This is a genomic window from Amycolatopsis sp. NBC_01286, from assembly GCF_035982555.1.
Lineage (GTDB): Bacteria > Actinomycetota > Actinomycetes > Mycobacteriales > Pseudonocardiaceae > Amycolatopsis.
Genome location: NZ_CP108428.1, coordinates 9271091 through 9296983 on the forward strand (window position 1 = coordinate 9271091; position 25893 = coordinate 9296983).

General features: G+C 72.7%; 25 protein-coding genes. 17 read left to right on the plus strand and 8 right to left on the minus strand.

The window, feature by feature from the left end:
- Nucleotides 1-30: 30 nt before the first annotated feature.
- Entirely contained in the window at nucleotides 31-462 is a 432-nt protein-coding gene (locus OG570_RS42365; protein ID WP_326954369.1) for an ATP-binding protein, read from the plus strand.
- A gap of 45 nt (nucleotides 463-507) precedes the next feature.
- On the opposite strand, the gene OG570_RS42370 is transcribed toward OG570_RS42365, so the two are convergent.
- Complete coding sequence (locus tag OG570_RS42370; protein ID WP_326954370.1) at nucleotides 508-1956, minus strand: SMP-30/gluconolactonase/LRE family protein; 1449 nt, start codon at nucleotides 1954-1956, stop codon at nucleotides 508-510.
- A gap of 205 nt (nucleotides 1957-2161) precedes the next feature.
- On the opposite strand from OG570_RS42370, the gene OG570_RS42375 reads away from it, so the two are divergent.
- The 9 genes from OG570_RS42375 to OG570_RS42415 all read left to right on the plus strand — a co-directional run bounded on the left by OG570_RS42375 (nucleotide 2162) and on the right by OG570_RS42415 (nucleotide 10325).
- Nucleotides 2162-3937 (plus strand): serine/threonine-protein kinase, encoded by a 1776-nt coding sequence (locus tag OG570_RS42375; RefSeq protein ID WP_326954371.1) that lies wholly within the window; start codon nucleotides 2162-2164, stop codon nucleotides 3935-3937.
- A gap of 88 nt (nucleotides 3938-4025) precedes the next feature.
- On the plus strand, nucleotides 4026-5213 hold the full coding sequence (locus OG570_RS42380; RefSeq protein ID WP_326954372.1) for a right-handed parallel beta-helix repeat-containing protein: 1188 nt from the start codon (nucleotides 4026-4028) through the stop codon (nucleotides 5211-5213).
- 6 nt (nucleotides 5214-5219) lie between these two features.
- Entirely contained in the window at nucleotides 5220-6011 is a 792-nt protein-coding gene (locus OG570_RS42385; RefSeq protein ID WP_326954373.1) for an FHA domain-containing protein, read from the plus strand.
- Nucleotides 6008-6265 carry a hypothetical protein gene (locus OG570_RS42390; RefSeq protein WP_326954374.1) on the plus strand — a complete coding sequence of 86 codons (258 nt, stop codon included), beginning with the start codon at nucleotides 6008-6010 and terminating at the stop codon, nucleotides 6263-6265. Before OG570_RS42385 ends, OG570_RS42390 begins: the two co-directional genes overlap by 4 nt.
- A gap of 169 nt (nucleotides 6266-6434) precedes the next feature.
- Complete coding sequence (locus OG570_RS42395) at nucleotides 6435-7085, plus strand: hypothetical protein (protein WP_326954375.1); 651 nt, start codon at nucleotides 6435-6437, stop codon at nucleotides 7083-7085.
- Nucleotides 7086-7188: 103 nt separating this feature from the next.
- The gene (locus OG570_RS42400; RefSeq protein ID WP_326954376.1) at nucleotides 7189-7974 is read left to right on the plus strand and encodes a universal stress protein; all 786 of its coding nucleotides are present in this window, start codon (nucleotides 7189-7191) and stop codon (nucleotides 7972-7974) included.
- Between the two features lie 79 nt (nucleotides 7975-8053).
- Nucleotides 8054-8494 (plus strand): flavodoxin domain-containing protein, encoded by a 441-nt coding sequence (locus tag OG570_RS42405; protein WP_326954377.1) that lies wholly within the window; start codon nucleotides 8054-8056, stop codon nucleotides 8492-8494.
- Nucleotides 8491-9429: a universal stress protein gene (locus OG570_RS42410; protein ID WP_326954378.1), complete on the plus strand. Its 939-nt coding sequence runs from the start codon at nucleotides 8491-8493 to the stop codon at nucleotides 9427-9429. Before OG570_RS42405 ends, OG570_RS42410 begins: the two co-directional genes overlap by 4 nt.
- Nucleotides 9426-10325, plus strand: coding sequence for a universal stress protein (locus tag OG570_RS42415; protein WP_326954379.1), 900 nt, complete (start codon nucleotides 9426-9428; stop codon nucleotides 10323-10325). The genes OG570_RS42410 and OG570_RS42415 overlap by 4 nt, the downstream gene beginning before the upstream one ends.
- Before the next feature lie 24 nt (nucleotides 10326-10349).
- Here the strand turns inward: OG570_RS42415 and OG570_RS42420 are convergent, their stop codons facing one another.
- The 5 genes from OG570_RS42420 to OG570_RS42440 all read right to left on the minus strand — a co-directional run bounded on the left by OG570_RS42420 (nucleotide 10350) and on the right by OG570_RS42440 (nucleotide 14712).
- Nucleotides 10350-11345 carry an inorganic phosphate transporter gene (locus tag OG570_RS42420; RefSeq protein ID WP_247049941.1) on the minus strand — a complete coding sequence of 332 codons (996 nt, stop codon included), beginning with the start codon at nucleotides 11343-11345 and terminating at the stop codon, nucleotides 10350-10352.
- The gene (locus tag OG570_RS42425) at nucleotides 11345-11959 is read right to left on the minus strand and encodes a DUF47 domain-containing protein (RefSeq protein ID WP_326948271.1); all 615 of its coding nucleotides are present in this window, start codon (nucleotides 11957-11959) and stop codon (nucleotides 11345-11347) included. Before OG570_RS42425 ends, OG570_RS42420 begins: the two co-directional genes overlap by 1 nt.
- A gap of 115 nt (nucleotides 11960-12074) precedes the next feature.
- Nucleotides 12075-12719: a phosphate signaling complex PhoU family protein gene (locus tag OG570_RS42430; protein WP_326948270.1), complete on the minus strand. Its 645-nt coding sequence runs from the start codon at nucleotides 12717-12719 to the stop codon at nucleotides 12075-12077.
- A gap of 11 nt (nucleotides 12720-12730) precedes the next feature.
- On the minus strand, nucleotides 12731-13687 hold the full coding sequence (locus tag OG570_RS42435; RefSeq protein ID WP_326954380.1) for a threonine ammonia-lyase: 957 nt from the start codon (nucleotides 13685-13687) through the stop codon (nucleotides 12731-12733).
- A gap of 2 nt (nucleotides 13688-13689) precedes the next feature.
- Nucleotides 13690-14712 carry a LacI family DNA-binding transcriptional regulator gene (locus tag OG570_RS42440; protein WP_326948268.1) on the minus strand — a complete coding sequence of 341 codons (1023 nt, stop codon included), beginning with the start codon at nucleotides 14710-14712 and terminating at the stop codon, nucleotides 13690-13692.
- A 219-nt stretch (nucleotides 14713-14931) separates the two neighbouring features.
- On the opposite strand from OG570_RS42440, the gene OG570_RS42445 reads away from it, so the two are divergent.
- The 6 genes from OG570_RS42445 to OG570_RS42470 are packed head-to-tail and all read left to right on the plus strand — an operon-like array spanning nucleotide 14932 to nucleotide 22642.
- Nucleotides 14932-16581, plus strand: coding sequence for an ABC transporter substrate-binding protein (locus tag OG570_RS42445; RefSeq protein WP_326954381.1), 1650 nt, complete (start codon nucleotides 14932-14934; stop codon nucleotides 16579-16581).
- Complete coding sequence (locus OG570_RS42450; RefSeq protein WP_326954382.1) at nucleotides 16582-17580, plus strand: ABC transporter permease; 999 nt, start codon at nucleotides 16582-16584, stop codon at nucleotides 17578-17580.
- Nucleotides 17577-18473, plus strand: coding sequence for an ABC transporter permease (locus tag OG570_RS42455; RefSeq protein ID WP_326948265.1), 897 nt, complete (start codon nucleotides 17577-17579; stop codon nucleotides 18471-18473). The genes OG570_RS42450 and OG570_RS42455 overlap by 4 nt, the downstream gene beginning before the upstream one ends.
- Entirely contained in the window at nucleotides 18470-19456 is a 987-nt protein-coding gene (locus OG570_RS42460; protein WP_326954383.1) for an ABC transporter ATP-binding protein, read from the plus strand. Before OG570_RS42455 ends, OG570_RS42460 begins: the two co-directional genes overlap by 4 nt.
- Nucleotides 19453-20202: an ABC transporter ATP-binding protein gene (locus tag OG570_RS42465; protein WP_326954384.1), complete on the plus strand. Its 750-nt coding sequence runs from the start codon at nucleotides 19453-19455 to the stop codon at nucleotides 20200-20202. Before OG570_RS42460 ends, OG570_RS42465 begins: the two co-directional genes overlap by 4 nt.
- A 31-nt stretch (nucleotides 20203-20233) precedes the next feature.
- Nucleotides 20234-22642: a glycoside hydrolase family 2 protein gene (locus OG570_RS42470; protein WP_326954385.1), complete on the plus strand. Its 2409-nt coding sequence runs from the start codon at nucleotides 20234-20236 to the stop codon at nucleotides 22640-22642.
- A 3-nt stretch (nucleotides 22643-22645) separates the two neighbouring features.
- Here OG570_RS42470 and OG570_RS42475 read toward each other — a convergent pair whose 3' ends face one another.
- Nucleotides 22646-23035: a hypothetical protein gene (locus OG570_RS42475; protein ID WP_326948261.1), complete on the minus strand. Its 390-nt coding sequence runs from the start codon at nucleotides 23033-23035 to the stop codon at nucleotides 22646-22648.
- 316 nt (nucleotides 23036-23351) lie between these two features.
- Nucleotides 23352-24344, minus strand: coding sequence for a glycoside hydrolase family 26 protein (locus OG570_RS42480; protein ID WP_326954386.1), 993 nt, complete (start codon nucleotides 24342-24344; stop codon nucleotides 23352-23354).
- A gap of 193 nt (nucleotides 24345-24537) precedes the next feature.
- Here OG570_RS42480 and OG570_RS42485 point away from each other — a divergent pair, with 193 nt between their 5' ends.
- Entirely contained in the window at nucleotides 24538-25845 is a 1308-nt protein-coding gene (locus tag OG570_RS42485) for an RICIN domain-containing protein (RefSeq protein WP_326954387.1), read from the plus strand.
- The last annotated feature ends 48 nt before the right edge of the window (nucleotides 25846-25893 follow it).

Genomic DNA, 25893 nt, shown 5'->3' on the forward strand with positions numbered 1-25893 from the left:
TAGCCGTCTCTTTCCCCGAGGAGACCGATCATGAGCCTCGACGCCACACCCACCGAGTCCGGTGTCCTCGCCGACGTGGACGCAATCGACGAGACCGTCGAAACCACCGTCAAGGCCGACCTCAAGGAGCTGGCGAGGGTCCGCGGCTGGGCTCGCGCCGTGCTCCCCGACCTCACCGCCGAGCTGCTGACCGACATCGTGATGGTGCTCGACGAGCTCGTCTCCAACGCGCTCCGCCACGCCAAGCCGCCGGTCCGGGTACGCCTGCGCCGCAACCGCGGGAAGCTCCGGATCGAGATCGACGACGGCTCCCCCACCGCCGCCGCTCCGACGTCGCCGTCCTCGAAGGGCGGGCGCGGGATGCGGATCATCGAGAAGACGAGCGTCGCCTGGGGCCAGCTGCGCCGTCCCGGCGGGAAGACCGTCTGGGCCGAACTCGCCCTGTCCGCTCGCCGGTCGTGAGTGCGTAACAGTGTTAGAACACTGTTACGCACTCACGACCGGCGGCTAGTACGGCCAGCCCGGCACGTTCAGCCGGATGCTGTACAGCCCGAAGTTCCCGTTGTCGCCGCCCGTGGACGGCGTCCCCGACGTGACGTAGAGGGTCTTCCCGTCCGGGCCGCCGAAGGCCGTGTTGGTCGTGTTCCGGCCGGCCGAAATCGTGCCGAGGGCCTGGCCGGCCGCGGAGAACACGTGGACCTTCCCGTCTCCGAAAGTGGCTTGGTAGACGTTGCCGGCGCAGTCGATCGTGCCGCCGTCCGTGCCCGCCACCGACGCGAAGTCGCTGCGAAGACCCGTGCTGCCGTCGGTGTTGACGGGGTACTTGTAGATCTTGCCCGTCGCGTTGCCGCCGACGTACAGCGTCTTCCCGTCCGGGGCCAGCTCGATGCCGTTCGGCTCGCGGATGGTGTCGTCGATCAAGCTGACCACACCGTCGCGCACCCGGAAGACGCTCGTCCTGCCCGACATCTGGTCGGCCCGGTTCGCGCGCTGGAAGTCCGGGTCGGTGAAGTAGACGGTGCCGTCGGCGCCGGCCGTCACGTCGTTCGGCGAGTTGAACAGGTGTCCCTGGTAGTTCGCCGCGAGCGTCGTCCGCCGGCCCGTCGCCAGGTCGTAGGACGAGACGCTGCGCTGGTCGTGCGTCGCGGCGACGACGGACTTCCCGTCGCGGCTGATGGCCAGCCCGTTGCTGCCCGCACCGGCGATCGCGGTGGCGAACGCGCCGGTCGACGGCGTGAACCGCAGGACGTCCGACGGCTGGACGTTCTCGGCGCCCGCCCCGTCGTGCATGTTCGTCAGCAACAGGGTCTGGGTCGCCGCGTCCCAGGTGGGCCCCTCCAGGAAGTCGAAGCCGTCCTTGATCTTCGTGGCGGTCGGGGTCGACGACGGCAGCGGCGTCCCGAAGGGACCTTGCGGGCAGGGACCGTTCGCGGGCGGGACCGTCGTCGTGCCGGGCAGCACCCACTGCTGGTTCGTGCCGGTCGAACACGTCCAGATCTGCAGCTTGGTGCCGTCCGCGCCGGACACGCCCGCGGCGTCCAGGCACTTCCCGGACCCGGCGTTGACCAGCCGGCCCGCGTCGGCGGTCCAGCGCTGGGCGCCGGTGCCGTTGCAGTCGTAGACCTGCACCGCGGCACCGTTCGTGGCGGACGCGCCGGCCACGTCGAGGCACTTGCCGAGCGCGGCGATCGACCCGTCGTCACCGGCGGTCCACTGCTGGGCCGTCCCGCCGGTGCAGGTCCACAGCTGGACCCGGGTTCCGTTGGCGGCCGAACCGCCGGTGACGTCGAGGCACTTGCCGCCGATCCCGGTGACCGCGCCCGTGCCCGCCGCCGCCGCGCCGGTGACGCCCAGCCCGGCCGCGGCCAGCGCCGTCACGGCCACGGCGAGGACCCGCCCGGCCGCCGTCCGGGGCCGGGACTTGCGTCGTTGTGGGACACCTGACCTCGGGAACATGCCGCTCCTACGATCGTGTGCGGAGGAATCCGCTGCGACAGTGGCGGCTGTCAGGACAAATCGGGTGACCGGGTGGTCTCGCACCGTGACGGTAAGTTGGTATTGCTTGCGAAGTCAAGAACGGGGTGCCGCTCACCGAGACCACCCCCGCCACCGTCGTGACGTGCCGCGTGCGGGGTGCCGGGCCGTTTCGTAGACTCCGCGGGTGGGCAGTGGTCGCGTCGTAGCCGACCGGTACCGGCTGGAGGAGGAGCTCGGACAGGGCGGCATGGGCGTCGTCTGGCGGGCCTTCGACCTCGAACTGGGCCGGCAAGTGTCGCTCAAACGATCTCTCGACGCCGACGCCGGGCAGATCCGGCGGGAAGCGCGCATCGGGGCCGGTCTGCTGCACCCGAACGTCGTCACGGTGTTCGACACGGTCACCGACGACGTCGACGCGCGCTGGCTGGTCACCGAGTACCTGGCCGCGCGCAGCCTCGAGGAGCTCGTCGACGACGGCGGCCCGCTGCCCGAGGACCGGGTCCGGCGGATCGGCGCGCAGCTCGCCGCGGCGCTCGCGGCCATGCACGCCCGCGGCATCGTCCACCGCGACGTCAAACCGGGCAACGTCCTGGTGACCGAGGACGACGTCGCCAAGCTCACCGACCTGGGGATCGCCCGCTGGACCGAGGTCACCCGCACCGGCGGCGCCCAGCTCACCGGCACCCTCGGGTACGTCGCGCCGGAGGTCGCCGGCGGTGGCGAGGCCGGTCCCGAATCCGACGTCTTCTCCCTGGGCGCCACCCTCTACGCCGCGGTCGAGGGCCGGTCGCCGTGGGGGTCGGGCGAGGACGGCCCGTTCGTGCAGATGCGCCGCGCCGCCGGTGGGCGGCCCGCCCCGGCCGAGCGCGCGGGCCGGCTCGGCCCGGTCCTCGACGCGCTGATGGCCCGCCACCCCGCCGACCGGCCCACCGCGGCCGAGGCCGTCGCCCTGCTCGAAGCGGACACCCCCGCGCCCCGGCGGCCGCGACGCCGGTTCCGCCGCCGGCTCCTCGCCGTCGGCGCGCTGGCCGCGGTGCTCGCGCTGGTGGCCGGCTTCCTGCTCAGCCGGCCGCCGTCGGCCACCCCGGCCGGCGGGCCGAACACGCTCGGCGCCGATCCGGCCGCGACGGACCCGTGCGCGGCGATCTCGGTCGACTCGCTCACGCGGTTCGGCCAGCCGTTCGTGGACCCCGAGCTGAAGAACTTCGGCACCTGCGTGGTCACGACCACCCTGGCCGACGGCACCGGCCAGGTGCAGACGACCCTCGACCTGACCGGCCCGCTGCGCTACCCGACCCGGCCCCCGGTGCCCGGCCGGATGGGCGACATCGAACGCCCCGAGGCCCGCGACGGCGCCTGCGAGCGCAGCATCTCGCTGGCCGACACCAACCGGATCGACGTCACCTCGCGCCCGGTGACCCGCGCGCAGGACGCGCCCCTGTGCACCATCTCCGACTCGGTGCTCTCCGACGTGCTGCCCAAGCTCGCCAACGGGCCCCTGCCGCGGCGCGACCGGCCGTTCCCGGACTGGTCGCTCGCCCACGTCGACGCCTGCGGCCTGCTCGACGCCGCGGCGACGGCGAGCGTCTCGGTCCGGGCCTCGCAGACCGACCGGGAGTTCGGCGGGTGGGGCTGCACCTGGGAGGACGACCCCCGCACGATCACCGTGCGCTACACCCGGGAGTGGCCGATCGAGCCGGACACCGACGTGCCCGGCGAGCGGATCCGCGCCGGCACCCGCAGCGCCGTCGTGGCGCCGGTGCCGGGTGACCGGCCCGCCTGCGCGGTGCAGGTCGTGCACCGCTTCTACACCCCGGCGCTGCCGGTGCTGCGCGGCACCGAGCCGAACCGGGAGGAGATCGCCGTCGTCACCCTCGAAGACGCCGGCGCGGCCGGCGGGAACGCGCTGTGCGGGGACGCCCGGACACTGGCGGCCGCGCTCGCCGGACGGCTGCCGTGAAGCGGGGACCGGTCCCAGGCGGGCTCGGCTAAAAACAGGGCCAGGCCAGTGCCGGAGCCGCCGGCGGGCCGGAGGGGACGAGGTGGCGATGCGGGGTGTGGCCGGCGTGGTGCTCACGGTGGCGGCCATGGTCGTTCCGACGGCCGTGGGGGCCGCCGGAACGGGTCCGCGGACCCTCCACGTCGGGCCCGGCGGCGAGTACGCCACCGTCCAGGCCGCGGCCGACGTCGCCCGCCCGGGTGACACCGTCGCGATCGCGGCCGGGACCTACCCGGGTGGCCTCACCATCCGGCACGACGGCGGCCCGGGCCGGCCGATCCGGTTCACCGGGGTGGGCGGCACCGCCGTGCTGACCGGCACCGGCGGCGACGCCGGCCTGCTCGCGGTCGGCAACCACTCCTGGCTGGAGTTCCGCGGCCTGACCGTCGCCGGGTCGACCGGCTTCGGCGTCTACGCCGAGGGCGCGCACGACCTCGTGTTCGACCGGTTCGGCGTCGACGGCGCACAGGACGGCGGGCTCGTGCTCGTCGCCACCCGCCGTGCCACGATCCGGAACTGCGACATCCGCGGCACCAACGCCCGCGGCACCTCCGCCGACCACGAGGCGCTCAGCATCGCCTCGGGCTCGTCCGACGTCGAGGTGTCCGGCTGCCGCGTGCACGACAACGGCGAGGAAGGCATCGACGTCAAGTACGACGACGCCGCCCGCGTGAAGATCCACCACAACGTCGTCACCGGCAACCGCGGGCCGAACATCTACGTCGACTCTTCGTCCACTGTGGACGTCTACGCCAACGTCGTGAGCGGGACCCGCAACGCCGGCAAGGCCGGGATCGGCCTGGCCGTCGAGGACTACTCGGAAACCCGGCTGCTCTCGGGCGTGCGGGTCTTCGACAACCTCTCCACCGGCAACGCGCAGGCCGGGCTCGACCTGTGGGTCGAGTCGACCGGCACGATGCGCGACCTCACGGTCGTCAACAACACCTTCGCCGGCAACGCGAAGGGCTCGGTGCACGTCGGCGGCGACCGGTTCGCCGGGACGAACACCCTGCGCAACAACGTCTTCGGCGACGGCCCGGTGACCGCCGGGCCGTTCACCGCCGACCACAACCTCACCGGCGACCCCGGGTTCGCGGCCCCGGGTGACTACCACCTCGCGCCCGGCTCGGCCGCCGTCGACACCGGCAGCGCCGCGCTCGCCCCCGCCTTCGACCTCGACGGTGTCCCCCGGCCCGCCGGCGCGGGCTTCGACATCGGCGCCTACGAGCGGAGGTAGCAGCCCGTGCCCGCCGAACGCCTCGACCCGCACCGCCAGCGCAGCCTGCGCCACGGCGTGACCGCTTCCGTGCCGGGCACGCTGAGCGCGCTCACCGTCACCGGCGGCATCGCGGTGCCTCCGGCCGCCGGCAGCCGGGTGAGCTTCGGCCGCAACCGCCTGGAGGTCGACGTCTGCGTCGGCGAGGACGACCTGCGGATCAGCCGGGTCCACGGGCTGCTGACCCACGACCGGGACCGCTGGTGGCTGAGCAACACCGGCCGCTCGCCGATCCGGCTGTCCGACAGCGTCCTGCTGCACCGCGACAGCGAGCCGCTGCCGCTGGCCGCCGGCTACACCGCGTTGTTCCTGCGCGGGACGCGCGACCGCGAGCACGTGCTGGAACTGCTGGTCTCCGACGGGGAGGACACGGCCACCGCGCCCCGGCCGACCCACCCGACGGCCCCGCCGAAACGCTGGCGGCTCACCGCGGAGGAGCACCTGGTGCTGGCCGTGCTCGGGCAGCGCTACCTCGGTTACGACCCGCAGCCGCTGCCCCTGTCGCGCCAGCAGGCGGCCGCCGAGCTCGGCGAGCGGCGGCCGCGCGAGAGCTGGACGGCCAAGCGCGTCGAGCATATCGTTTCCCGTGTCCGGCAACGGCTTTCCGACGCCGGCGTGCACGGTCTGCGACGCGAGGAGGTGGGCGAACCGGTGGGCCTGACCCTGACGGTGAACCTCCTCCGGGAGCTGGTGCTCTCGACGACGCTGGTGCCGATGGACCTGGAATGGCTCGAGCTCCCCGACCCGCCCACGACGTGACCCCGCCGCGGGGGTCCCGCTTCGACGCGGTGCGCGACCGGCTCGCCGGTGGTGCGGCGAAGCGGCTGGCGCAGGCGGAAGCGCGGCCGGCGGAGGGTTTTCCCGCCGGAGCTGCGCGTCCCGTCGGCCGGTGCGGGCGGCCCGGTGAGGTCGTCGGCGTCGTCGTGCCCGGTGGGACCGGCGCCGCCCGCGTGCTCGGCGTCGACGCGCTGGAGCCGCTGCCGGCGAAAGCGGGATACAACCGGTTCGCGTGATCGTCCGGCGCCGGTGAGCACCGCCCATTCGGTCCACAAGGGACAGTTCCGGAGCCGGTCGCCGGTAGCTGTCCCTGCCGGAAACCGGTTCCGGGGCTACACTCGGGACAACGCCTCGGACCCCGGCGCCGTCGTGCTCGGGTGGTCGTTCACCAGGACTGAGGCGCTCATGTTCACTCGTATCACCAGGATCGTGTCGATCGCCGCCGCGACCGCGTTCGGCGCGGTCGGGCTGGTCGTGCTGCCGGCCGGCGCGCTCGTCGGGTGGGGCATGCTCGGCCTCGCGGCCGGGGTCAGCGCGTGGCTGGCGGTGACGGGCTTCCCCGCGGTGCGCGAGCGGCTCGCGGCGACCGGCTCCGCGGCTTCCGCCGTGACGATCGTGGTCGTGACCGGCCTCGGCGCGCTCGGGGCCGGCGTGGCGATCGGCGGGTTGGTGGCCGTCGCGGGCGGGACGGCGGCCGCCTCGTTGCTGGTCGTGGCGGCGACGGCGTGGGCGGTGTGGCGGTTCCGGCCCCGCCCGGCGCCGAGCGCCCCTCCGGCCGCACCGGTCGTGGTGGAGGAACCCTCAGAAGCCTCCGGAGGCCCAGGAGTCACCGGAGTGACCGACCTGTCCACGGCCGAGCTGTGCCTGGCGTGGCGGCGCAGTTACGGCGAACTCCTGCGCGCCCCCGACGAGCCGGCCCGCCGGCGCGTGGTCCGGTCGCGGCGGGCCTACCTGGACGAACTCGAACGCCGGGACCGCGAGGGGTTCGCCCGCTGGCTCGGCAGCGGAGCCCGCGCGGGCGGCGACCCGCAGCGGTACCTGGCCGCCGGCGGGTGACCATTGGTCCCGGCCGAGAGGTCTTCGTGCTCTGACGCGCCGGCCCGCCAGGCGACATGCTGGCCGGAGTCGCCGTCCGGGCGACGGACGTCAGGAGGCGGTGATGGCCGACCAGGCCGCGGTGATCGTCGGGGTGGACGCCTCGGAAGGGTCGCTGCGCGCGGTCCGCTGGGCCGCGCACGAGGCGGCCCGGCGCGGCGCTGACCTGCGGTTGTTCCACGCGTGCGTGGTCGGCCCGGGCGACGAGGCCGAGCCACTGCCCGAGCACGTGACCCGGCGGACGCGGCACGCGGCGAAGATCGCCCGCACCGCGGCGCCGGGCATCGAGGTCGACGTCCACGTGGAGCTGGGGCTCGCGGTCGACCTGCTGCTCGCGGCGTCCGGGACCGCGCCCCTGATCGTGCTCGGCTCGCACGGCCTCGGCGGCCTGCGTGGCGCCCTGACGGGGTCGGTCACCCTCCGGGTCGCCGCCGGCGCGCACTGCCCGGTGGTCGTCTTCCGCGGCCAGGCCGGGCCGCAGGGCCCGGTCGTGGTCGGCGTGGACTCGTCGCCGGCGAGCGAGGAAGCTCTGCGGTTCGCGGCCGACGCGGCCGTCGCGCGCGGGGTGCCGCTGGTGGTGGCCCACGCCGGCCGGCCATCCGAACCGGGCACCGAATCCGAACTCGACGAGCTCGTCGCCGGCCTGGCGCAGAAGCACCCGGATCTCGACGTCACGACGCGCGTCGTCGAGGACCGTGAGCCGGCGCGCGTGCTGATGGCCGTCGCGCCCGACGCCCAGCTGATCGTCGTCGGCAGCCGCGGCCGCGGCCCGGTCGCCGGGGCCGTGCTGGGCTCGACGGGCAACGACCTGCTCGCGCGCTCGGCCTGCCCGGTCGCCGTCGTCCACTAGCGGGTGCAGGGTCCTTCGCCGGTCCGGGCGAGGTCGTTGGCCTCTGCTCCCGGGGCCGCGGCCGGGTGAGGGTGGAAGCATGAGAATCCTCGTCGCGGTGGCCACCCGGCACGGTGCCACCCGGGAAATCGCCGAACACCTCGCCACGTCGGTCGGCTCCGCGATGACCGACGCCGGAGCGGCCGCCGATGTCGAGGTTCGCGACGTCGGGCTGGTCCGGTCGCTCGAGGGCTTCGACGCCGTGCTCCTGGGCAGCCCGGTGGAGAACGGGCAGTGGCTCGCCCCGGCGCGGACGTTCGCGGAGTCCTTTTCGGACGGTCTGCGGTGGCTGCCCGTCTGGCTGTTCACCCGCGGCCCGGTGGCGGCGGGGCACGAGCCCGCCCGCGAGCTCGTGCGGCAGCTGGCGGCCCGGGACCACCGGGTGTTCGACGGCACGGACGACCGGCCGCTGATCCGGGCCTGGGGCCACGAGATCGGCACGATCCTGGCCGTCGCGGCGGTCGCCGAAAGCACGCGGTGACCGCGCCGCACGGCGCGGTCGTCGCCGGGGTCGACGGCTCGGCCGCCGCGGTGCACGCCGCGGTCTGGGCCGGCGCCGAAGCGCGCCGCCGACGGCGTCCGCTGCGGCTGGTGCACGTCCACGCGCTGCCGCAGGTGCACACCCCGATCGCCGCCGGCACCCACGACCGGGTGCGCGCCGGGCTGGCCGAGCGCGCCGGGAACCGGCTCGCCGAGGCGCGGACCGCGGTGCTCGCGCAGTCCCCCGGCCTCGACATCGGGACCGCCGCGCGGGAGTGGAGCCCGGTCACGGCGCTCGTCCAGGAGTCGCGGAACGCGGAGCTGGTGGTGCTCGGGTCCCGCGGGCTCGGCGGCTTCACCGGGATGCTCGCCGGCTCGACGGCGGTGTCGGTGGTCGCCCACGCGCACTGCCCGGTCGTCGTGGTGCGCGGCCTGGCGCCGGCGGCGGGACCGGTCGTCGTCGGGGCCGACGGCTCGGCCGACAGCGACGCGGCGCTCGCGTTCGCGTGCGAAGAGGCGCGGCTGCGCGGCTGCGCGCTCACCGCGGTGCACACCTGGAGCGACATCGTCGCCGACGGCGTCCTGCGGCCCCATCCGTTGCAGGACAACGGATCCGAGATCGACCAGGCCGAACGGGCCAAGCTCGCCGACCAGGTGGGCGGCTGGCGGGAGAAGTTCCCGGACCTGACGATCGACCTCGACGTGACGCGCGGCCGCCCGGTCCGGACGCTGCTGGAGCGCGGCGAGCACGCGCAGCTGCTCGTGGTCGGCTGCCGGGGCCTCGGCGGCTTCACCGGCATGCTGCTCGGCTCGACCGGCCAGGCGCTGATCGCGCACGCGCCGTGCCCGGTCGCGGTCGTCCGGCCGCAGGCCGCGGAACTGCCCGACGCCGACCGCCCGACGCCGACCGCCCGAGGAGCCGAGGAGACCCGATGAAGGACAGGAACCGGACGGTCGTGGTGGGCGTCGACGGCTCGGGCGCGTCGATGGCGGCGGTGGCGTGGGCCGCGAAGGTCGCGTCCGCCCGCCACCTCGAGCTCGAGATCGTGCACGGCCTGCGGTCCACCGAACTCGGTCAGGACGGCGGCATCGCGGGCACCGACGTCCTGTTCGACGCGGTGCGCCAGGACGGTGACCGGGTCGTCGCCGGCTCCCGCAAGGTGGCCGCGTCGATCGACGAGGACCTGGTGGTCACGGCGAAGACGCCGGCCGAGTCCCCGGCGCCGCTGCTCGTCGGGCTGTCGCGCCAGGCGCGGATGGTCGTCGTCGGCGCGTCCGGTTCGGGTGGCTTCACCGGGATGCTCCTCGGCACGACCGCGGCCACCCTCGTGAACCACGCGCACTCGCCGGTGGCGGTGATCCGGGGCCGCCACGGCACGGCGCACGTCCCGGAGTCGGGCCCGGTCGTGGTCGGGGTCGACGGGAGCGCGACGAGCGAGCTCGCGATCGCGGCGGCGTTCGAGGAGGCGTCGTTCCGCGGCGCGCCCCTCGTCGCGGTGCACGCCTGGAGCGACGTCACCTACGAGGACTTCTACGGCGCGGTGCGGATCATGCCGCAGTGGGAGTCGGCGCGGGAGGACGAGGAGCGGCTGCTGGCCCAGCGGCTGGCGGGCTGGCAGGAGAAGTACCCGGACGTCGGGATCCGCCGGGTCCTGTGCCGCGACCGCCCCCGCCACGCCCTGCTCGAAGCCGCGCAGACGGCCCAGCTGGTCGTGGCGGGCAACCGCGGCCGCGGCGGCTTCGCCGGGATGCTGCTCGGTTCGGCGAGCCAGGCACTGGTGCAGCACGCCGCCTGCACGGTCCTCGTGGTCCGGCTGGAGTCCCGACGCTGAGCAGCGGCTGCCGCGGGCCCGTGCTCAGGTGAGCGCGCTGATCCCGAAGAACACCGCCGCCGACACCGCGGCCGCCGCCGGGAACGTCAGGACCCAGCCCAGCACGATGTCGCGGGCGATGCCCCAGCGCACCGCCGAGAGCCGCCGGGTCGCGCCGACGCCCATGATCGCCGCGGTGATCACGTGCGTCGTCGAGATCGGGGCCTTCACCGCGAACGCCGTCACGTACAGCACCGACGACGCGACCGACTCCGCGACGAACCCGTGCGGCGGGTCGAGCGGGAACACCCGGCGCCCGAGCGTCCGCATGATCCGCAGGCCGCCGGAGTACGTCCCGAGCGACAGGGCCGCGGCGCAGGCCAGGGTCACCCACAGCGGGACGTCGAACGTCTTCTGCTGCCCCGCGGCCACCAGGGCCAGCACGATCACGCCCATGCCCTTCTGGGCGTCCTGCAGGCCGTGGCCGAGCGCGAGCGCCGACGCGGAGACGATCTGGAAGCGCCGGAACACCCGGCCGCTGCGGTGCGGGTTCGCCCGGCGCAGCAGCCACAGCGCGCCGACCATCGCGAGGTAGCCCAGCACCAGCCCGAGCAGCGGCGAGGCCACCATCGGGATCAGCACCTTCTCGGCGATGCCGGCCCAGTGCACCGTGCTCGCCGCGGCCAGCGCGGCCCCGACCATCCCGCCGATCAGCGAGTGCGAGGACGACGACGGGAGCCCGAAGTACCAGGTGATCAGGTTCCAGACGGTCGCGCCCACGAGCGCCGCGAAGACCACCGTGAGCGCGTCCGGGCCGACCGGGACGTCGATGATCCCCTTGGCCACCGTCGCGGCGATGCCGGTGGACAGCAGCGCGCCGGCCAGGTTCATCACCGCGGCCAGGACGAGCGCGGCCCGCAGGGTGAGCGCGCGCGTCGACACCGCGCTCGCGATCGCGTTGGCCGCGTCGTGGAAACCGTTGGTGTAGTCGAAGACCAGGGTCAGCACGATGACGGCGACCAGGGCGGCCGTCCCGGTCACTACGACTCCTTGACCGCGATGGTCTGCACCACGTCGGCCACGTGCTCGAAGGCGTCGGCGGCCAGCTCGAACTGCTCGACGACCTCCTTGGTCTTCAGGACTTCGAGGGCGTCGGCGCCGGGTTCGAACAGCTGGGCCAGCACCCGCCGGTAGATCCGGTCGGCCTCGTTCTCCAGCTCGTTGACCTCGATCCAGTACGGCTCGAGCTCGCCCACCTTCGCCAGGCCCGGCATCGCCTCCGCCGTCAGCTCCGCACACCGGCCGAGCGCCTGCACCAGCAGGTCGACGCCGGGCGGGAACGCCTGGATCCGGTAGAGCACGGCCAGGTCGGCGGCGGTGTCCATGAAGTCCAGCACGTCGTCGATCTTCGAGGCGAGCGCCTGGATGTCCTCGCGGTCGAACGGCGTGACGAACGAGCTGTTGAGCTCGACCATGATCGTGTGCATGAGCTCGTCACCCTGGTGTTCGACCTCGTGCAGCCGGCCCGCGATCGACTCCCGGTCGGCGGGCTCCGCGGCGACGAGGTCGCGCAGCAGCGCCGTGGCGGTCACGAGGTTCTTCGCCGCGTCGGTCAGCAGGTCGAAGAACTTCGTGCCCCGTGGGGTGAAGCGCATGGATGGAGTCCCTTCTTCAGCGCACCGCGATCATGCCCGGTCACCCGGGCTCCCGCAGGCTCGGGGCGCGACTTCCGGTGGAAAGCAGACACTCACTCCGGTGTCCACCGGCGGTCTAACCGGGGAGGTCTCCGGTGTTGGCGAACTCCAGCCGCTTGGCCACCGAGACGGTCTGGTCGGCGAAGCGTTCGTAGAACCGCGTCGCCAGGGCCGCGGCGACGGCCTCGCCGTGGCCGTGGCCCCAGCCGGCACCCGTCATCCCGGACAGCAGCTCGGCGTGCAGCGCGTCGACGGCTTCGTCCGCTTCGCGCAGGTCGCGGTAGCTGCCGCCGGCGCCTGTGCGGATCTGCGTCGCGACGCCCTCGGCCATGCCGGCGGTCAGCTCGCCCATCCGCAGGAACGTCGGGTTCAGCTCCGCGGGCACGGCGTGGTCGGGGTGGGCGTAGCGCGCGCTGTCGGCGATGTGCGCGGCCAGGTCGCCCATCCGCTCGATCCGCTCCGCGCAGTAGACGACCGCCAGGACCTGGCGCAGGTCGCCGGCGACCGGGGCCTGCAGGGCGAGCAGCGAGTAGGCGTCCTCTTCGCACCGCGCGCGGTGGGCGTCGAGGCCGGCGTCGGCGGCGATGACCTGCTCGGCGACTCTGAGGTCGGCGTTCAGCAAGGCCTCGGTGGCCTGCCGGATCGCCGTCGCCGCCAGGTCGCACATGGTCGCCAGCAGCTCGCTCAGACGTTTCAGGTCGTCGTGAAATCCTTCTCGCACGACTCGGCAGCCTACGGGAGGCCGGTGCCGAGCCAGCGGTGGTAGGCGGCCAGGTCGACGTTGCCGCCGCAGACGACGACGCCGACGTGCCGGCCGGCGAACCGGTCCCGGTCCTCGAGCACCGCCGCGACCCCCAGTGCCGCCGACGGTTCGACGACCAGCCCCGCGTGCTCCAGCAGCAGCCGCATCCCGGCGATGATCGACTCCTCCCGCACCAGGACCGCGTCGTCGGCGACGAGCAGCAGGTCGCCGAGGACCTCCGGGATGGGCCGCCGTCCCGCGACGCCGTCGGCGATGGTGCTGGTCGAGTCGGTGGTGACGACGCGCCGTTCCCGCCAGGACCGCGTCATCGCCGGCGCGCCCGCCGGCTGGACGCAGACGACCTCGACGCCGGGTACGCGTGCCTTCAGGACGTGGCCGATCCCGGTGGCCATCGCGCCGCCGCCGAGCGCGATCAGGACGGCGTCGAACGGCGTGTCCAGCAGCTCCAGGCCGATCGTCGCCGCGCCTTCGCACGTCTCGAGGTCCAGGCTGTCCTCGACCAGCCGGATCCCGTCGTGCCCGGCGATGGCCACGGCCCGCTCCCGCGCCTCGTCGAAGTCGCCGTCGACCAGCTCCAGCCGGGCGCCCAGGGCGCGGATGCGCTCGAGCTTGACCGCGGGCGCGGACCGCGACGCCACGACGGTGACGGCCACCCCGCGGCCCCGCGCGGACCAGGCGAGGGCCTGGCCGAGGTTGCCCGCGCTGGCGCACACCGCGGCCCGCCCGCTCAGACCGTTCACGACGACTTCGGTACCGCGGCCCTTGAAGCTGCGCACCGGGTTCGCCGTCTCCAGCTTGACGCTCACCCGGCAGCCGAGCGCCCGCCCGAGCGGCTCGCAGGGGTACAGCGGGGTGTCGAGGAAGACCGGGTCGATCACCGCGCGAGCCGCCTGGATACGGCCGAGGTCGAGACGCGTTCCGGGCATCGTCAGCGGTCCTGCGGAGCCCGGCCGGTGCTCGCCCGGGGCATCAGGATCGGGGCCGGCGCCTGGACGTGCCCGGCCGCGCCGACGGCCAGGATCTCGTTGAGCGTCTCGATGGCCAGCACGCCGTGCTGGGTGATGTGCCGGTCCAGCGCCGTCACCGCCGGGCGGACCAGCTGGCACAGCGCCGAATCGTCCCAGGACACGATGGACAGCTGCTCGGGCACGGAGACGCCCATCTCCTGGGCCGCGGCCATCGCCGACAACGCCATCACGTCGTTGTCGAAGATCACCGCCGTCGCGCGGTCGCGCTCCGACAGCAGGCGCCGCGCCGCCCGGGCGCCGCTGTCGCCCGAGTAGTCGCCGTGGACGGTCTTCGACCACTCCAGCCGGTGCGTCTCGGCCGCCTTGGTGAACGCCTCGTCCCGGCGCAGCGTGTGCGCGAACCGGTCCGGCCCGGCGACCCGGGCGATCCGCCGGTGCCCGAGCGCCGCGAGGTAGCCGACCGCCTCCTCCATCGGGGCCGCGTCGTCGGCCCACACGCACGGCACCTCGGCCGACTGCGGGTAGCCGAGCGCGACGGCGGGCAGCCCGATCTCGGCCAGGACGCCGGTGCGGATGTCGTTCTCGTGCAGGTCGACCACGATGACGCCGTCGACGCGCCGCTCGGCCCACCAGCGGCGGTAGGTCTGGATCTCGGCGTCCCGGTCGTCGGTGACGGCGAGCATCAACGCCGTCGAGGGGTCCGAGCGCAGCGCCATCTCGATGCCGGAGACCAGCTGCATGAAGAACGGCTCGATGCCCAGCACCTGGGCGGGCCGGTCGACGATCAGCCCGATCGCGCCCGACCGGGACCGGGTCAGCGCGCGAGCGGCGGTGCTGGGCCGCCAGCCCATCCGGTCGGCGATCTCCAGCACGCGCTCGCGCGTGGCCGCCGACACCCCCGGCTTCCCGTTGAGCGCGTAGGACACCGCTCCCGTCGACACCCCGGCCGCGTCCGCGATGTCCGAGATGGTCAGCCGCTTCATCGTGCTCCTCGGATAACTCGCTGACTCAATCGCTTCACCTCGCACGAGGCTACCCCGACATCGTTTCGGTCCATTGACATGACGTGACCGAGGTTACAAGATGTGAAGCGCTTAACCCAGGCCCGCCCCCGATCGCCGCCTGACGACACCGAGCTCTCCCAGTGCGACGTCAGCGTGGCCGTCCATCGAGTTAACCGCTTAAGCACTCCTGGAGTCCCCATGAAGGCCGGAAGGCACCGCCGCCTGCTCGCCCCCGCCGCCGTCGTCCTCGCGCTCGGCCTCGCCCTGAGTTCGTGCTCCAGCACCGCGACCAGCGCCGACGGCGTGACCATCACAGCCAACACCGGCGCGTCGGGCGCGTTCGTCCGCAACTTCAACCCGTTCCTGCCCAACCAGGCCCAAGCGGGCTACGGCGGCACCGTCTACGAGTCGCTGCTGTTCTTCGACATGGCCGAACGCCGCCCGCCGGTGCCGCAGCTGGCCACCGCGGCGACCTTCTCCCCCGACGGCCGGACGCTCACCGTCACCACCCGCGACGGCGTGAAGTGGCAGGACGGCCAGGCGTTCACCGCCCAGGACGTCGCCTTCACCTTCGACGCCATGATCAAGCACCCCGAGCTCAACACCAACGGGCTGACGCTGGCCGCCGCGACCGCGCCGGACGACCACACCGCGAAGATCACCTTCGGCCGGCCCGCGTTCAACCAGCTGTGGGGCGCGGCGGGCCGCACCCTGATCGTGCCGAAGCACATCTGGGAGAAGATCGCGGACCCCGCCACCGAGCTGAACCCCAACCCGGTCGGCACCGGGCCGTTCACCCTCGACTCGTTCTCGCCGCAGACGTTCCTGCTGAAGAAGAACCCGAACTACTGGGAGCAGGGCAAGCCGGCCATCGACGGCGTGCGCTTCATCTCCTTCAGCGACAACACGAGCGCGAACCAGTCGCTGCTGGCCGGGAAGATCGACTGGGGCAACACCTTCGTGCCCGACCCGCGGAAGAACTGGGTCGCCAAGGACCCGAAGACCCACCTCGTCCCGTCCGCCGGGATCTACCAGACCAGCCTCGTGCCGAACCTGACGGCGTGGCCGACGAACGACCTCGCCGTGCGGCAGGCGATGAACCTGGCGCTGGACCGCAAACGCATCGTCGACACCGTCTACTTCGGCATCGCCAAGGTGCCGAGCCCCGAACTGCTGCAGACCCCGCGCGACGACGGCTTCCGGATCACCGGCCCGGTCACCCGCGACCCCGCCGCCGCGCGGGCCGCGCTGGAGAAGGCCGGTTACACCCGTGGCGGGGACGGCGTCTACGTCGACAAGGGCGGCCGCCGCCTCGACGTCTCGATCAAGGTCGTCACCGGCTACACCGACTACATCCAGGCGTTGCAGCTGATGCAGCAGCAGCTCGCCGAAGCCGGGATCGCGTTGATCGTGCAGCAGGTTTCGAGCGCCCAGTTCAACTCCGACCGCTCCACCGGCACCTTCCAGCTGCTCATCGACGGCCTGGGCGGCAAGCCCGACCCGTACCAGCTCTACAACCAGGTGCTCGCCTCGGCGACCACCGCGCCGATCGGGCAGAAGGCCGCGTCGAACTGGTCGCGCTTCTCCGACCCGCAGGTCGACGCCGCGCTGGCCGCGATGGCCGGCACCGACGACGAGGCCGTGCTCAAGCAGCGCGCCCAGGAGATCGGCCGCGTGATGCTGGACAAGCTGCCCTACGTCCCGGTCTTCCAGAACAGCCCGAACGCGACGTTCCTCGCCACGAAGGTCACCGGCTGGCCCACCGACGACAACGCCTACGCGCTGTCGCGGGCGGACAGCTTCCCCGACACCGGGTTCGTCGCCAAGAACCTCAAGCCGGTCAAGTAGATGCGGTTCCTCGGCAAGAAACTGATGTTCTACGCGGTCGCGCTGCTCGCGGCGCTGTCGCTGAACTTCCTCATCCCCCGCCTCGCGCCGGGCAACCCGGTGGACGCGGTGCTGGCCCGGCAGTCGTCGATGGCGCCGGTCTCCCCGGAGGCCCGGCACTCGCTGGAACTGCTGCTGGGCGTGACCGACCGGCCGCTGTGGCAGCAGTACCTGGCCTACCTCGGGCAGATCTTCACCGGCGACCTCGGCCGTTCGGTGACGTTCTTCCCGGCGCCGGTCGGGGACATCATCGGCCAGGCCCTGCCGTGGACGCTGGGCCTGGTCGGCGTGGCGACGGTCGTGTCGTTCACGCTCGGCATCTCGCTGGGCGCGCTGGCCGGGTGGTTCCGCCGCGGGGTCGTCGACTCGCTCGTCGCGGGGTCGACGATGCTCGCCGCCATCCCGTACTTCTGGCTGGCGCTGGCCGCGCTGTACTTCCTCTCGGCCGGCCTGGGCTGGTTCCCGCTCGGCCTCGGGTACGACGTCGAGATCGAGCCCGGCTGGTCGGGCGAGTTCGTCGGCGACGTCGTCTACCACGCGCTGCTGCCGGCACTCACGATCGTCGTCAGCTCGCTGGCCGGCTGGCTGCTGGGGATGCGGAACATGATGGTGTCCACGCTCGCCGAGGACTACGTCGTCACGGCGCAGGCGAAAGGCCTCAGCCTCCGGCGGGTCATGGTCACCTACGCCGCCCGCAACGCCGTCCTGCCGAGCGTCTCCGGCGTCGCGGTGTCGCTCGGGTTCGTCGTCGGCGGCGCGATCGTCACCGAAGCCGTGTTCTCCTACCCCGGCATCGGGTTCACGCTGCTGCAGGCGGTCCGCAACAGCGACTACCCGCTGATGCAGGGCATCTTCCTGATCATCACCCTCGCGGTGCTCGGCGCGAACCTGCTGGTCGACCTGCTCTACGCGGTCATCGACCCACGCGTGCGCACCACGGCGAAAGCGGGTGCCCGATGACCCAGGCCGTGATCACGCCCGTCCGCGGCGCCGGGCGCGTCTCCGCGCTGACCCGGCGGCCGAAGTTCCTGCTGGGCGCCGGCATCGTCGCGGTCTACGCGGCCGTCGCGGTCATCGGGCCGCTGCTGGTCGGCGACCCGCACGCGACCGGCGACGACCTCCTCGCCGGGCCGTCGGCGGCACACCTGCTCGGCACCACCAACAACGGGCAGGACGTCTTCGCCCAGCTGATCGTCGGCTTCCGCTCGTCGCTGCTGGTCGGCCTGCTCGCCGGCACGGTCACGATGCTGCTCGCCGCCCTGGTCGGGGTGGTCGGCGGGTACGCGGGCGGCTGGGCCGACGAGGTGCTCAACCTGATCGGCAACGTCTTCCTCGTCATCCCGGCCCTGCCGCTGATCGTGGTCGCCGCCAGCTACCTGCACTCCAGCGGGATCGCCGTGATCGCGCTGCTGATCGCGGTCACCAGCTGGGCCGCCTCGGCGCGGGTGCTGCGTGCCCAGACGGCGTCGCTGGCGCACCGGGACTACGTCGACGCCGCCCGCGCGTCGGGCGAACGCGGATGGCGGATCGTCGTCGTCGAGATCCTGCCGAACCTCTACCCGATCCTGATCTCGCAGTTCGTGTTCGCGATGATCGGCGCCATCCTCGGCGAGGCCGGGCTGTCGTTCCTCGGGCTCGGGGACCTCAACTCCGTCACCTGGGGCACGATGCTGTTCTTCGCCCAGAACGGCGAAGCGCTCTCCCAAGGCGCGTGGTGGTGGTTCATCCCGCCGGGCCTGTGCATCGCCGTGCTCGGCGCGGCCCTGACGCTGCTGAACATCGGCGTCGACGAACTGATCAACCCGCGGCTGCGCGTGCAGCGCCGCGGCGGCGCCCAGGGGGACATCCGATGACGCCCGTGCTCCAGGTACGCAACCTGCACGTCGACTACGAGACCGCCACCGGGCCGGTGCACGCCGTCCGCGGCGTCGACCTGGACGTCCACCGCGGTGAGCTGGTCGGCATCGTGGGCGAAAGCGGTTGCGGCAAAACGACTTTGGCGTACGCGATCACGCGGCTGCTGCGCGCGCCCGCGCACCTGACCGCCGGCAGCGTCACCTTCCAGGGCGTGCACGACACCGCGCCGGTCTCGGTGACGGCGCTGACCGGCGGCGCGCTGCGGAAGTTCCGCTGGGACCGGATGTCCATGGTGTTCCAGGGCGCGATGAACGCCCTCAACCCCGTCCAGCGGGTCAGCGCGCAGCTGCAGGACCTCTTCCACGCGCACCGGCCGCAGCTGACCAAGGCCGAACGCCGGGCGCGAGTGGGCGAGCTGCTCGACCTCGTCGGCCTGCCCGAGCGCGTCGCCCGGTCGTACCCGCATCAGCTGTCCGGCGGGATGCGGCAGCGCGTGATGATCGCGATGGCCCTCGCGCTCGACCCCGACGTCGTCGTGATGGACGAGCCCACCACCGCGCTGGACGTCCTCGTGCAGCGGGAGATCCTCGACGCGCTCGCGGAACTACGTCAGCGGCTCGGGTTCGCGGTCGTCTTCATCACCCACGACCTGTCGCTGCTGCTGGAGATCAGCGACCGCATCGCGGTGATGTACGCCGGGCGCGTCGTCGAGCTCGGCGACAGCGTGAAGCTGCGGGAGAAACCCCAGCACCCGTACACGGCCGGGCTGCTCAACGCGTTCCCGACGCTGCGCTCGGAGCGGCGCGACCGGCACGGCATCCCCGGCCACCCGCCGGACCTGGCGGCGCCGATCGCCGGGTGCGCGTTCGCCGACCGGTGCGGGTTCGTCCGCCCGGAGTGCACCACCACCGACGTCACGCTGCGGCCGGTCGGCGGCACCGACGTCGCCTGCCACCTCTACCAGGAGGTCTCGGCATGACCGAGCTGAGCGCGCACGACCTGGTGCGCGACTACTCCGGGTTCCGCGCGGTCGACGGCGTCAGCTTCACCGTCACCTCCGGGCAGACCCTGGCGCTGGTCGGCGCGAGCGGCAGCGGGAAGTCCACGATCGCCCGGATGCTGTGCGGGCTGGACCGGCCCACGTCCGGGACGATCACGATCGACGGCGAGCCCCGCCGTCCCGGCTACCGGGCGCTGCGGGAGTACCGCAAGCACGTGCAGCTGGTGTTCCAGGACCCGTTCGCCTCGCTCAACCCGGTCAAGCCGGTGCACCATCAGCTGGCGCGGCCCCTGCGCGTCCACGGGCTCGACGGCGACCGCCGCGCCGTGCTGGACCTGCTCGACCGCGTCCACCTGCGGCCCGCCGACCAGTACGCGGACAAGCTGCCGCACGAGCTGTCCGGCGGGCAACGCCAGCGCGTCGCCATCGCGCGGGCCCTCGCGCCCCAGCCGTTGGTGCTGCTGGCCGACGAGCCGGTGTCCATGCTGGACGTCTCGGTCCGCCTGGACATCCTGAACCTGCTGGAGGAACTCAAGCGGGACAACGATCTCGCCGTCCTCTACATCACCCACGACCTCGCCACCGCCCGGCACTTCTCGGCCACGACCATGGTGCTGAACGCCGGGCGCGTCGTCGAGATCGGCGACTCCGACCAGGTCATCTTCCACCCGGCGGACGACTACACCCGCCGGCTCGCCGCCGCCGCGCCCGACCCGTGGCGCTGACCCCCTCCCATCCACCAGAAGGGACCCACCCGTGCGGATCGACCTCGGCGCCCACGACTGGACGCTGCGCGCCTGCGGACCTCTGACCCACGTCCCGATCGAGCTGGCCCGCCGGCTCGCCGAAGGCATCCCGGCGGCCGTGCCGGGCACGGTACACACCGACCTGCTCGCCGCCGGGCTGATCCCCGACCCCTACCTCGACCGCAACGAGAACGATTTGCAGTGGATCGGCCTCACCGGCTGGCGCTACGAGACGACGTTCGACCGCCCGGCCGCGCCCGGCGTGGTCGAGCTGGTCTTCGACGGCCTGGACACCGTCGCCGAGGTCGAGCTGAACCACCACGTCATCGCCACCACCGTCAACATGCACCGCTCCTACCGCGTCCCGGTGACCGACCTGCTGGCCGACGGCAACACCCTCGCCGTCACGTTCAGCTCCGCGGTCCGGTACGCCCGCGCCGAACGCCGTCGCCTCGGGGACCTGCCCAACCTGGGCAACGACGAGCCGTCGAACTTCATCCGCAAGATGGCCTGCAACTTCGGCTGGGACTGGGGGCCGAAACTCGTCACCGCGGGCCTGTGGAAGACCGCCGCGATCGACGTCTGGGACGTCGGCCGGCTGCGTCAGGTCCGGCCGCTGGTGTCGGTCACCCCCTCAGGCGACGGCGTGGTCGAGATCCACGCCGACGTCGACGGCTCGGACGACCTCGTGCTGCGGGCTCGGGTGGGCGGTGTCGAAGTGTTTGGTCCCACCGGGTCGGCGTTGTCGCTGACCGTCGAGCAGCCGCGGTTGTGGTGGCCGCACAGCCTGGGCGAGCAGCCGCTGCACCCGCTCACCGTCACCCTCGAGACGTCCGACGGGTCCATTGTGGACACGTGGTCGCGGGAGATCGGTTTCCGCACCATCGACCTCGACGACCTGGATGGCGCGTTCACCTTCCGCGTCAACGGCGTCCCGCTGTTCGTCCGCGGCGCCAACTGGATCCCCGACGACTGCTTCCCGCACCGGATCGACGCCGCCCGCTACGACCGCCGCGTCCAGCAGGCCACCGGCGCCCGCATCGACCTGCTGCGCGTGTGGGGCGGCGGGATCTACGAAAGCGACGACTTCTACGCGGCCTGTGACCGGCGGGGAGTGCTGGTGTGGCAGGACTTCCTGTTCGCCTGCGCCGGCTACCCGGAGGACGAGCCGTTGCGCGGCGAGGTCGAGGCCGAAGCCCGCGAGGCCGTCGTCCGGCTCGCGCCGCACCCGTCACTCGCGTTGTGGTGCGGCAACAACGAGAACTACATGGGCTGGTTCCACTGGGGCTGGCAGACCGAGCTCGCCGACCGCGACTGGGGCGCCGGCTACTACGAGCACCTGCTGCCGGACATCGTCGGCGAACTGGACCCGACCCGGCCCTACATCCCCGGCAGTCCGTGGTCCGGCGACCCGGCCCGCGACACCCAGGACGACGACCACGGCTGCGTGCACATCTGGGACGTCTGGAACGAGCGCGACTTCAGCGGCTACCTCGAACGCGTCCCCCGGTTCGTCTCGGAGTTCGGCTGGCAGGCCCCGCCCGCCTGGGCCACGCTCACCGCGGCCGTCCACGACGACCCGCTGACGCCGGAGTCGCCGGGCATCCTGCACCACCAGAAGGCCAAGGACGGCAACGGAAAGCTCGCCCGCGGGCTCGCGCACCACTTCGCCGCACCGGCGTCCGCAGAGGACTGGCACTACCTCACCCAGGTGACTCAGGCCCGCGCCATCCGCACCGGGATCGAGCACTTCCGCGGGCACCGGCCGCACTGCATGGGCACGATCGTCTGGCAGCTCAACGACTGCTGGCCGGTGACGTCGTGGAGCGCGATCGACGGCGCCGAGCGGCGCAAGCCGCTCTGGTACGCGTTGCGCGAGGCCTACGCCGACCGCCTGATCACCATCCAGGAGCGGGACGGCGGCCCGGCCGCGATCCTGGTCAACGACTCCGCGGCCGCCTGGGAGGCCCCCCTCGAACTGCGCCGGCTCACCGTGGACGGCGAGATCCTCGCCAAGACCGGCACGACGGTCCGGGTGCCCCCGCGCGACACCGTGACGCTGCCGTTCGGCGACGTCGGCGTGGCCGGGGACCCGGCACGGGAGCTGCTGGTCGCCGACACGGGCACCGAACGCGCGATCCGGTTCCTCGCCGCCGACCTCGACATCGCCTACCCCGAACCCCGGTTCGACACCGCCGTCACCCGGACCGCGACGGGCTACGACATCACCGTCACCGCGCGGTCGCTGGTCCACGAGCTGGCCGTGTTCGCCGACCGGTTGGCCCCCGACGCCGAAGCGGACCAGTGCCTGCTCACGCTGCTGCCCGGGGACCACGCGACGATCCGGGTGACCACGCGCTACCAGCTCGATCCGGCGAGGCTGACCGCTCGTCCGGTGCTGCGCTGCCTCAACGACTGAAGGTCAGGAGTCGGTGGTCTTGGCGCACGACACCGGCTGCCCGGGCCCCGGCGCGGTGGCCCGGGCCAGCTCCCGCTGGGCGTCGAGCAGGATGCGGCAGGTGAGCGTGAGGCCGCCGGTCGGCGTGGCGGTGATCTCCGCCTTCTGACCGGCGGTCACCACCACGTCCTGCTTCCACGGCACGCCGACCGGGCCCTGGACGCTCTGCTGCGCGACCTCGTCCTTGTAGCGGTCGGGCGAGTTCGCGTAGCCGACCTTCGCCAGCGTCCCGTTGTCCTGCCCGGTCACCTCGTAGGTGATGGCCCACGACTTGCCGGTCGGGTTCGAGCACCCGGCGACGCCGACCAGCGCGCCGCAGAGAACCACCGTCCCGACCACTCCCCTGATGTCCATGTCCTGACGGTAGAGCCGGCGCCCCGGCCCGGCATCGCACCGAAGACTGACATCCGATAGTGCGATGGTCGTAGCTCACCTGGCGATCTTGACAGCTCTTCCGCGGCGAAGACGAGGAGCCACCCTTCGCCGAGGTCACCGTCCGCATGACGGTGCCCGCGAGCGTCGGCGGCCACCACGTCCGGGCCGAGCTGAGCAACCGGTTCGGGGACGAGCCCGCCGTGATCGGCCACTCCTCGCGGATGCGATGGCCGAAGTCATCACGCGGTTGCCGCGGTGAACCGGGTGCCGGGAGCGCCTCCCGGCACCCGGGACGTCAGCCGCGCTGCATCTCGCCGAGCACCAGCACGCGCCCGTCGAAGTACGTGCGCTGGATGGCCGCGTTGGAGTTGCTGCCCTGCAGGTACTCCGACCACTCCATGAAGTACGTCCACTTCGGCTGCGACGCCAGCAGCTCCGGTGACGGGATCGTCCCGGTCTCCCCCAGCGCGATCGGCTTGCCGTGCGAGACGTTCAGCATCGCCTGGTAGTCCGAAGAGGACGAGTTCGCCTTCATCCAGACGTCCAGCGCCGCGACGTCGACGTAGGCGTCACCCGGGTAGTAGCTCGCGATCGACCCCATGTTGACGTCCTTGACCGCCCAGTCCCACACGATGCTCGTGAGCCCCTTGCCCACCAGGTAGTCGTGGGTGATCCGGTAGAGGCCGGCGCTGCCGCCCAGGCCCGGGCGCCCGCCCCACCACGCCCAGCTGTCGTTGAGCTCGTGCAGCGGCCGGAACAGCAGCTGGACACCCGCGTTCTGCAGCTGCTGCAGGTAGGGCACGATCTCGTCGAGCCGTGCCTTGTACCGGTTGTTGAGGTTCGAGCCGTTCGTCATCAACTCGCTCCACTGGGCGTCGCTGAGCTTGCTCATCACGCCGGACGACCAGTCGCACGAGCTGCCTTGGGTGGGCGGGCACATGTGCCAGGTCATCGTGACGACCGCGCCGTGGCTCCATTCGAGCTTGGCCTGGTCGATCACCGCCTGCCGGTTGGCGACGTCCGAGCCGCCGAAGAAGAAGTCACCGCCCCACAGACCCGGGTACTGGCCGGTGATGTCGTGCGCCTTGCCGGTGTAGAACGACGGCTGGTTCGCGGGTTCCTTGTTGTGCTGCCCGGCGATCGTGTACTGGCCGGAGATCTGCTTGAGGTAGTTGAGGGTGCCACCGGCCCGGGGGCCGGCGACGGCGGCGCCCGGTGTGGCCAAGGCCGTGGCGACGAGCGCGGCCGCGGCGAGGATCGTACGAGTCTTGCGCAAGCGTGGGGACACAGGCTGACTCCTCTGCGGTGAGGGCGTGTTAAGCGCTTAAGAATGACAGCTCCGGCGTATCCCCTGTCAAGACATCCCGTGACAATCCACCGCGGCTTGTCCTGCTCATTGACAATCATTGACCGGCGATAACACCGCTGTTCTACTGGCAAGACCGGTGCTTAAGCGGTTGATCTCGGGAACGGAGTTCGCCTTGTACCTCAAACCCATCCTCGTCCTCGCGATCGCGGCCGCCACACTCTGCGCCGCCCCCGCGGCGCACGCGGCGACCGCCGGCCCGCTCACCGGCCTGGCCGGCAAGTGCGCGACGGTCGCCGGCGGCGCGACCACCGACGGCACCCGGATCCGGCTGAGCACGTGCACGGGGTCCGGCGCGCAGAACTGGACCGTCCAGGACGACGGCACGATCCGCGCGCTCGGGAAGTGCCTCGACGTCCAGGGCGGCTCGGCCGCGAACGGCACCCCGATCCAGCTGTGGAGCTGTCTGGGCAACACGCACCAGAAGTGGAGCTACGACAGCACTTCCGGCCGGCTCGTCAACCCGGCGACGGCCGGGTGCCTCGACGTCACCGGGCAGTCGAGCACCGACGGCACGCCGTTGCAGCTGTGGACGTGCAACAACCAGACGAACCAGCGGTGGACGCTCCCCAGCGGTCAACCACCGGCCTGCCCGCGCACCCCCGGACAGTCCGTCGTCCCGGTCGACTACGCCGGAAAGCGTTATCCCGTCCCGGTCTACGTCCCCGCGAACGCCCCGGCGACCGCACCGCTCGTGCTCAACCTGCACGGCAGCGGCAGCAGCGGCGCCGGTCAGCTGAGCTACTCGAACATGGCCGCGGCCGCCGACGGGTACCTCGCGGCGTTCCCCGAAGGAGCGATCTCCTACCAGGGCGGCCTTTCGTGGAACGTCCCCGGCGTCGGCACGCCACCGGCCGGGGCACGCGACGACGTCGGCTTCCTCGACCAGGTCATCACAACGCTCACCGGCGCCCTCTGCGCCGACCCCCACCGGACCTACCTCACCGGCTACTCCGGCGGCGGCCGGATGACGTCGGCCTTCGCGTGCGCGCGGCCGGACCGGATCGCCGCGATCGCCCCGGTGGCCGGGCTGCGCGCGGGCCGGCCGACGCCCGGGAACACGTCCGTCCCGGATCCGGCGTCCTGCCGGCCGGGCGTGCCGGTCCCGGTGATCGCGTTCCACGGCAAGCAGGACGCCACCAACCCGTACGACGGCGGCGGCACCGACCTCTGGCAGTACTCGGTTCCGGTGGCGCAGCAACGCTGGGCGTCCATCGACGGCTGCGGCACCGGCCCGTCGACCACCCAGGTGAGCACGCACGTCACGCTGACGACGTACTGCGACGTGCAGCTCTACACCGTAGCCGACGGCGGCCACACCTGGCCCGGTTCCCCGCAGGCCAAGCCGGAGAACGGCAACACCACTCACGAGATCGACGCGAACACGCTCATGTGGCGGTTCTTCGCCGCGCACTCGCGCTGAGACCCGGTTTTCATCACACCCGTTTGACATGGTCCACAGTGGACAGAA

What these genes read in the sequence shown, in the direction of transcription:
- OG570_RS42365 (WP_326954369.1), top strand. Translation starts at nt 31, where the DNA reads ATGAGCCTCGACGCCACACCCACCGAGTCCGGTGTCCTCGCCGACGTG.
- OG570_RS42370 (WP_326954370.1), bottom strand. Translation starts at nt 1,956, where the DNA reads ATGTTCCCGAGGTCAGGTGTCCCACAACGACGCAAGTCCCGGCCCCGG.
- OG570_RS42380 (WP_326954372.1), top strand. Translation starts at nt 4,026, where the DNA reads ATGCGGGGTGTGGCCGGCGTGGTGCTCACGGTGGCGGCCATGGTCGTT.
- OG570_RS42395 (WP_326954375.1), top strand. Translation starts at nt 6,435, where the DNA reads ATGTTCACTCGTATCACCAGGATCGTGTCGATCGCCGCCGCGACCGCG.
- OG570_RS42400 (WP_326954376.1), top strand. Translation starts at nt 7,189, where the DNA reads ATGGCCGACCAGGCCGCGGTGATCGTCGGGGTGGACGCCTCGGAAGGG.
- OG570_RS42405 (WP_326954377.1), top strand. Translation starts at nt 8,054, where the DNA reads ATGAGAATCCTCGTCGCGGTGGCCACCCGGCACGGTGCCACCCGGGAA.
- OG570_RS42415 (WP_326954379.1), top strand. Translation starts at nt 9,426, where the DNA reads ATGAAGGACAGGAACCGGACGGTCGTGGTGGGCGTCGACGGCTCGGGC.
- OG570_RS42425 (WP_326948271.1), bottom strand. Translation starts at nt 11,959, where the DNA reads ATGCGCTTCACCCCACGGGGCACGAAGTTCTTCGACCTGCTGACCGAC.
- OG570_RS42435 (WP_326954380.1), bottom strand. Translation starts at nt 13,687, where the DNA reads ATGCCCGGAACGCGTCTCGACCTCGGCCGTATCCAGGCGGCTCGCGCG.
- OG570_RS42440 (WP_326948268.1), bottom strand. Translation starts at nt 14,712, where the DNA reads ATGAAGCGGCTGACCATCTCGGACATCGCGGACGCGGCCGGGGTGTCG.
- OG570_RS42445 (WP_326954381.1), top strand. Translation starts at nt 14,932, where the DNA reads ATGAAGGCCGGAAGGCACCGCCGCCTGCTCGCCCCCGCCGCCGTCGTC.
- OG570_RS42450 (WP_326954382.1), top strand. Translation starts at nt 16,582, where the DNA reads ATGCGGTTCCTCGGCAAGAAACTGATGTTCTACGCGGTCGCGCTGCTC.
- OG570_RS42455 (WP_326948265.1), top strand. Translation starts at nt 17,577, where the DNA reads ATGACCCAGGCCGTGATCACGCCCGTCCGCGGCGCCGGGCGCGTCTCC.
- OG570_RS42460 (WP_326954383.1), top strand. Translation starts at nt 18,470, where the DNA reads ATGACGCCCGTGCTCCAGGTACGCAACCTGCACGTCGACTACGAGACC.
- OG570_RS42465 (WP_326954384.1), top strand. Translation starts at nt 19,453, where the DNA reads ATGACCGAGCTGAGCGCGCACGACCTGGTGCGCGACTACTCCGGGTTC.
- OG570_RS42475 (WP_326948261.1), bottom strand. Translation starts at nt 23,035, where the DNA reads ATGGACATCAGGGGAGTGGTCGGGACGGTGGTTCTCTGCGGCGCGCTG.